The 682-nt window shown below is 65.2% G+C and carries 1 pseudogene; it reads left to right on the top strand.

From position 1 onward, the window contains the following. Positions 1–682, top strand: a pseudogene (locus HV773_RS36570) (sarcosine oxidase subunit alpha); the annotation flags it as partial.

Raw genomic sequence — 682 nt, 5'->3', positions numbered from 1 at the left:
GGAAGTGAGCGTGGGCGCGGCAGTGGGCGAATTCAGCCTCGCACGCGGCCTGACTCAGGCAGTCGACGCCGGCATCGATGCGACGAAGTCGCTCGGCTTCAAGGTGACGCGTCCACAAGTGCCGAAGGCTGCCGAGATCACGGAAACGCCGTTGCAGCCGCTGTGGCTCGTGGGTAGCCGCAAGGCCGCGCCGCGTGGCCCGAAGCAGTTCGTCGACTTCCAGAACGACGTGGCCGCATCGGACATCCTGCTTGCCGCGCGCGAAGGCTTTGAATCGGTCGAGCACGTGAAGCGCTATACGGCCATGGGCTTCGGCACCGACCAGGGCAAGCTCGGCAACATCAACGGCATGGCGATCCTCGCGGATGCGCTCGGCAAGACGATTCCCGAAACCGGCACGACCACGTTCCGCCCGAACTACACGCCCGTGACGTTCGGCACCGTGGCGGGCCGCGAACTGGGCGACTTCCTCGACCCGATCCGCAAGACTTGCATTCACGAGTGGCACGAAGCCAATGGTGCGCTGTTCGAAGACGTGGGCAACTGGAAGCGCCCCTGGTACTACCCGAAGAAGGGCGAGGACATGCACGCCGCGCTCAAGCGCGAGTGCCTCGCGGTGCGCAACAGCGTGGGCATTCTCGATGCGTCGACGCTCGGCAAGATCGACATTCAGGGTCCGGAC

The sequence above is a fragment of the Paraburkholderia caffeinitolerans genome (assembly GCF_902859945.1).
GTDB lineage: Bacteria > Pseudomonadota > Gammaproteobacteria > Burkholderiales > Burkholderiaceae > Paraburkholderia > Paraburkholderia caffeinitolerans.
Note: the sequence above shows the minus strand (reverse complement) of the source record. Positions and strands in the feature narration are given on the sequence as shown.